Source organism: Actinomadura logoneensis (assembly GCF_003428695.1).
Lineage (GTDB): Bacteria > Actinomycetota > Actinomycetes > Streptosporangiales > Streptosporangiaceae > Spirillospora > Spirillospora logoneensis.
This window is the reverse complement of the sequence record NZ_QURH01000865.1, coordinates 1-5,680: the sequence shown is the minus strand read 5'-3', so window position 1 is coordinate 5,680 and position 5,680 is coordinate 1. Positions and strand designations below refer to the sequence as shown.

6 protein-coding genes are annotated in these 5,680 nt (G+C 74.2%); 5 read left to right on the top strand and 1 reads right to left on the bottom strand.

Annotation, left to right across the window (positions count from 1 at the left end; all coding sequences use genetic code 11):
• Together DZF91_RS40550 and DZF91_RS29250 are read left to right on the top strand one after the other, a co-directional pair.
• A partial coding sequence (locus tag DZF91_RS40550) for an effector-associated constant component EACC1 (RefSeq protein ID WP_117360339.1) occupies window positions 1-267 on the top strand: 267 nt, incomplete at its 5' end.
• The gene (locus tag DZF91_RS29250; protein ID WP_117360338.1) at window positions 260-2,128 is read left to right on the top strand and encodes a caspase, EACC1-associated type; all 1,869 of its coding nucleotides are present in this window, start codon (window positions 260-262) and stop codon (window positions 2,126-2,128) included. The genes DZF91_RS40550 and DZF91_RS29250, both read left to right, overlap by 8 nt.
• A 110-nt stretch (window positions 2,129-2,238) precedes the next feature.
• On the opposite strand, the gene DZF91_RS29245 is transcribed toward DZF91_RS29250, so the two are convergent.
• Window positions 2,239-2,904 (bottom strand): GntR family transcriptional regulator, encoded by a 666-nt coding sequence (locus tag DZF91_RS29245; protein WP_235834643.1) that lies wholly within the window; start codon window positions 2,902-2,904, stop codon window positions 2,239-2,241.
• A 147-nt stretch (window positions 2,905-3,051) separates the two neighbouring features.
• Between DZF91_RS29245 and pdhA the strand changes: the two genes are divergently transcribed.
• The 3 genes from pdhA to DZF91_RS29230 all read left to right on the top strand — a co-directional run.
• A complete protein-coding gene (gene pdhA / locus DZF91_RS29240; RefSeq protein ID WP_117360336.1) occupies window positions 3,052-4,191 on the top strand; it encodes a pyruvate dehydrogenase (acetyl-transferring) E1 component subunit alpha in 1,140 nt (379 codons plus the stop codon).
• 13 nt (window positions 4,192-4,204) lie between these two features.
• Window positions 4,205-5,221 carry an alpha-ketoacid dehydrogenase subunit beta gene (locus tag DZF91_RS29235; protein ID WP_117360335.1) on the top strand — a complete coding sequence of 339 codons (1,017 nt, stop codon included), beginning with the start codon at window positions 4,205-4,207 and terminating at the stop codon, window positions 5,219-5,221.
• Window positions 5,218-5,680, top strand: a 463-nt coding sequence (locus tag DZF91_RS29230; protein WP_328589232.1) for a biotin/lipoyl-containing protein, incomplete at its 3' end; no start/stop codon positions are given. The genes DZF91_RS29235 and DZF91_RS29230, both read left to right, overlap by 4 nt.

The window sequence follows — 5,680 nt, the reverse complement described above, 5'->3', positions numbered from 1 at the left end:
CTGGCGGGCCGCGTCCGGGCCGAGGCGCCGCCGCCGCGCGACGGCGAGCTGGGCGGCGCGACCGACGTGCTGGTCGTCGCGCTGGGCTCCGGCGGCGCGGCGGTCGCCCTCACGAACGTGCTGGTCACGTGGGTGAAGTCACGCCGTCCGGACGTCAGCGTCACCGTCACCACCGAGAACGGCAGCGTCAGGATCGACACCACCGACCTGCCCGCCGACGCCGTCCTGCCGCTGCTGCGCGAGGTCCTGCACACCGACGATGCCTGATCCCCTCCGGTCCCGGGCCGTGCTCGTCGGCACGGCCGAGTACCGGGACCCCGCCTTCCCCCGGCTCCCGGCCGCCGCCAACAGCCTCGCCGGGATGCGCGCCGTCCTCACCGACCCGGCGCTGTGCGGCTGGCCGGACGGCCGGGTGACCGTCGAGTCCGACCCGTCCGACTGGCGGGCACTCGTGCGGCGGACCCGCGCCGTGGCCCGCGAGACCGAGGACGTCCTGCTCCTGTACTTCGTCGGGCACGGCGTGGTGCTGCCGAACGGCGAGCTCTGCCTCGCCCTCGCCGACACCGAGGCGGACGACCCGGATCTCACGGGCCTGGAGTACCGCCGCGTCCGGGACCTGCTGCGCGACTCCCCGGCCGCCGCGAAGATCGTCATCCTGGACTGCTGCTACTCCGGGCGGGCGATCGAGGCGCTGTCCGCGGCGTCCCCGGGGGACGCGGCGGACACGGTGGCCGACGCCACCGACGTCCGAGGCGTCTACACCCTGACGGCCAGCGACCACACGGCCCATGTCGTCCCGCTGGCGGAGCAGGCCGAGGTCCCGACGTCCTTCACGGGCCGGTTCCTCGGCCTCGTGCGGGAGGGCGTCCGGGGCGGCCCTGCGGTGCTGACCCTCGGCGACCTGTACGTCCACCTGCGGCGACGCCTCGCGGCCGAGGGCCTGCCCGCCCCGAACCAGCGCGGCACCGACACCGCCGACCGCTACCCGTTCTCCCGGAACCCGGCCTACCGCCCCGAGCCCGCGTCTCTCGTCAAGCCGCCTCCGGTGCCTGCCGCGCGTCCGCGCGCGACGGTCCGGCCTCGGACCGGGGCCGTCGCCGGGCTTCGCGGGCCGTGGCAGGCCGCGACGGGCGTCCCGGTCCTGCTGGACGGACGGAGCGCGGGCGCGACCGCCCTGGCCTTCGCGCCCGGCGGCGGGACGCTGGCCACCGGGCACGCCGACGGGACGATCCACATCTGGGACGCGCCGGGGAAGCCGCTCCGCACGCTGCGTCCGCTGTCGTCGGCGTCCGGTGCGATCACGGCGCTCGCCTTCGCCCCGGGCGGCGGGTGGATCGCCTACGGGACCTCGCGGGCCGGCGTCGGCCTCCGGCCGCTCGCGCCCGGCAGCCCGGAGTCGTGGCCGCTGCAGACGGCCGAGCCCGGCGGCCCGGCGGTCGCGTCCCTGGACTTCGCATCGGACGGCCGCCTCCTGGCCGGCGGGTTCCACGGCGAAGGGGACCACCGGGCCGGCCAGTGCGCGCTGTGGGAGATCAACCTGGCGGGACGTCCGTTCCCCTCCACGCCGGTCGTGCTGCTGCCCCGCTGGGGCACGCCCGACCCCCGGCCCGGGAGCCCGGCCCGACCCCACACCGACGAGGAGCGCGTGGCCGTGTTCCGCGGCGCCCGCCACATCCTGGCCGTCGAGCGGATGCCCCGGCTCGCGTCGACCGTGACCTGGCAGTTCGTGGACGCCGTCCGATGGCAGAACCCCGGCGGGACGACCCGGACCCTCTCCACCTGGGGGACGGTCCGGAGCGCCCGGTTCTCCCCCGGCGCGGACACGCTCGCCCTGATCGACGACGGGTTCTGCCGGGTGTGGCGGTGGACCGGCATCACGTTCCGCGACGATCCGCACGCCGCGTTCGCGACCCCGGCGACGTCCATGGCGGTCGGGCCGGACGGCTGGGCCGCCGCGCTCTGGGGGCCGGGCGTGCCGCTGCGCGTGTGGAACCTCGAAACCGGGTCGCCGATCGGCGCGCCCCTGCGCGACAGCGCCCGGACGCGGGCGGTCGCCTTCACACCGGACGGGCTGTCGGTCGCCGTGGCGGCCACCGCCACCCCGGTGCGGCTGTGGCGCCCCGCCTGACCGGCCGCGGGCCTGGCGACCGGCCGGAACGAACGATCAAAGGGCGGCAGAGCGGCCGGAAGCGCACGCCACCGGGCACCAGCGCCGCAGGGCGGTAGCGCCGCAGGGCCTCAGGGGCGGCAGGTGAGGGGGGCGTAGTTCATGACGTGGTCGTGGAGCATCTGGGCGGCGGCCGGGTCCCGCTGGCGGAACGCCTCGATGATGCGGGCGTGCTCGGCGGACTTGGAGTAGATCTCGGTGCGGTGCAGGCGGAGCGAGAGGGTCGTCCAGACCTCGATCCCTAGCCCCTCCCACACCGAAGTAAGCAGTTGGTTACCGCTGAACCCGACCACCAGGCGGTGAAAGTGGATGCTTTCCCGGATCTGCTCGTCCAGATCGCCCGCGGTGGCGGCCTCGGCGAGGCGCGCGTTCTGCGCCTCCAGCTCGTCCAGGTGCTCCGCCAGGCGCGGCAGGGCGAGCTCCACGGCGGTGCGCTCCAGGCCCGCCCGGACGGGGAAGATCTCGGCCAGGTCGCGCTCGCCGAAGGGCCGGACGCGGGCGCCGCGGTTGGGCAGCGTCTCGATCAGCCGCAACGTCTCCAGCAGGCGCAACGCCTCGCGGACCGGGCCCTGGCTGACGCCCAGCTCGGCGGCGACGCGGCGTTCGACGATGCGTTCCCCGGGCTGCCAGCGGCCGCTGGAGATGCCGTCCACGATGAACTCGCGGATCTGGTCGACCAGGCCGGTGCGCTGGAGCGGGGCGGGCTGGTCCTCTGTGGCGACGGACGGGGCGTTCACGCCCTCCATGGTAGGGGGCGCGCCGGGATGCGCACTGGTCCAGACCGCTTGACGGGAGGGCATATGATCGATCATTGATCAATGATGATCGGTGATGAGTGGCGCGGCGACCCCGCGGCACCCTCTCCCGTAGGAGGACGAACGCCGATGGCTGAGACCACGAAGGCAGCCCCGGGCCGCGCCCGCCGGAGCCCCGGCTCCACGAGCACGCGGGGCACGGCGGGCAAGGGAACCCCCAAGCCCGCCGACAACCGCGCCAGCGCCGTCGCGCGCCGCAAGGCCGACGACGAGGCGCGCGTTGAGTACTTCCGGCAGATGCTGCTGGTGCGCCGGTTCGAGGAGCGGACCGCCTGGGCCTACACCGAGGCCAAGATCGGCGGTTACTGCCACCTGAACCTGGGTGAGGAGGCCACCGTCGTCGGCCTGATGGCCGCGCTGCGTCCCACCGACTACCTGTTCACCAACTACCGCGAGCACGGCTACGCGATCGCCAAGGGCATCGAGCCGCGCCGCGTGATGGCCGAGCTGTACGGCCGCTCCACCGGCGTGTCCAAGGGCTGGGGCGGGTCGATGCACATGTTCGACACCGAGGCCCGGCTGCTCGGCGGCTACGGCATCGTCGGCGGCCAGCTCCCGCTCGCGACCGGCGCCGCGATGGCGGTCTCCTACCGCGGCGGCGACGACGTGGTGATGGTCCAGATGGGCGAGGGCACGGCCGCGATCGGCGCGTTCCACGAGTCGCTGAACATCGCCGCGCTGTGGAACCTGCCGGTCGTCTTCGTGATCATCAACAACGGCCTCGGCATGGGCACCACGGTCGAGCACTCGGCCGCCGAGCCCGAGCTGTACAAGCGCGGCGCGGCGTACCGGATGGCCAGCGCCCGGGTGGACGGCACCGACGTGATCGCCGTCCGCGACGCGGCCCGCGAGGCCGTCGAGCGCGCCCGCGAGGAGAGCCGCCCCTACCTGCTGGAGTGCACCAGCCCCCGGCTGCGCGGCCACTCGGTCGTCGACCCGGCCAAGTACCGCAGCAAGGAGGAGAAGGAGGCCCTCAAGGCCGCCGACCCGCTCGCCAAGGCCCAGCTGGAGCTGCAGGAGGCCGGGCTGCTGACCGCCGAGGACGTCGAGCGCCTGGAGGCCGAGGTCGCCGAGATCGTGGCGGACGCCGCGGGCTTCGCCGACGACTCCCCGCACCCCGAGGTGTCGACGCTGTTCGACTACACCTACGCGACGCCGGTGCCGAACGACCTGCCGCGCCTTCCCGCCGACCCGCTCTTCCGCGTCTGAGGTACCGACTTCCATGGCAACCATCACCTACCGCCAGGCCCTGCGCGACACGCTGCGGGCCGAGATGCTTCGTGACGAGAACGTCCTGCTCATGGGCGAGGAGATCGGCGTCTTCGAGGGCTCCTACAAGATCACCGAAGGCCTGCTGAAGGAGTTCGGGGAGCGCCGCGTGCGCGACACCCCGATCGCCGAGGAGGGCTTCGTCGGCGCCGCGATCGGCGCGGCCATGCTGGGCCTGCGCCCGGTCGTGGAGCTCATGACGATCAACTTCTCGCTGCTGGCGCTGGACCAGATCGTCAACCACGCCGCCAAGATCTACGGCATGTTCGGCGGGCAGAACCCCGTCCCCATGGTGATCCGCACCCCCGGCGGCGGCGGTCAGCAGCTCGGCGCGACGCACTCGCAGAACGTCGAGCTGTACTACTCGTTCGTGCCCGGCCTGAAGGTCGTCGCGCCGTCCACGCCGCTGGAGGCGTCCGCGCTGCTCAAGGCCGCCATCCGGGACGACGACCCGGTGCTGTTCCTGGAGAACCTCGCGCTCTACAACACCAAGGGCGAGGTGCCGGACGACATCGCCGACGTCGAGCCCGCCGAGATCGGCCGCGCGGCCGTGACCCGCGAGGGCACCGACATCACGATCATCGGCTACTCGCGGATGGCGCACGTCGCGTCCGAGGTGGCCGAGAAGCTCGCCGCGGAGGGCGTGTCGGCCGAGGTCGTCGACCTGCGCAGCCTGCGTCCGCTGGACCGCGAGACCATCGTCGCCTCCGTCCGCAAGACCGGCTCGGCGGTCGTCGCCGAGGACGACTGGCTGACCTACGGGATCGGCGCGGAGATCGCCGCGACGATCCAGGAGGGCGCGTTCGACTGGCTGGACGCCCCGGTCCGCCGGGTCGCCATGGCCGAGGTCCCGCTGCCCTACAGCAAGCCGCTGGAGATGGCCGCGCTGCCGTCCGCGGACTCCCTGCTCACCGCCGTACGCGAGACGCTCCGCGCGACCGGCCGTACCACCCTGGAGACCGTCCGATGACCGAGATCCTGATGCCGCGCCTCTCCGACACCATGGAGGAGGGCGTCATCGCCGCCTGGCAGAAGAAGCCGGGCGACGAGGTGGCCGTCGGCGACGTGCTCTGCGAGATCGAGACCGACAAGGCCGTCATGGAGTACGAGGCGTACGAGGCCGGCGTGCTCACCGAGATCCTGGTCGCCGAGGGCGAGACCGCCGCGATCGGCGCGCCGATCGCGATCATCGGCGGCGCGGGCGACGCCCCCGCCGCGTCCGGCGCGGAGTCCGGCGCGGAGTCCGGCGCGGAGTCCGAGGCGCAGGCCGAGGCTCCCGCCGCGTCCGACGCCGCGTCCGACGCCGCGTCCCAGGGCCAGGCGGAGGTCGCGGAGGAGAAGGCCCCGGCCACCGTGAACGCGTCGGCGTCGGCGGCGGCCGGTGCGGGCGAGCAGGAGGCCGCGAAGGTCCCGGCGGCCGTCGGCGCCG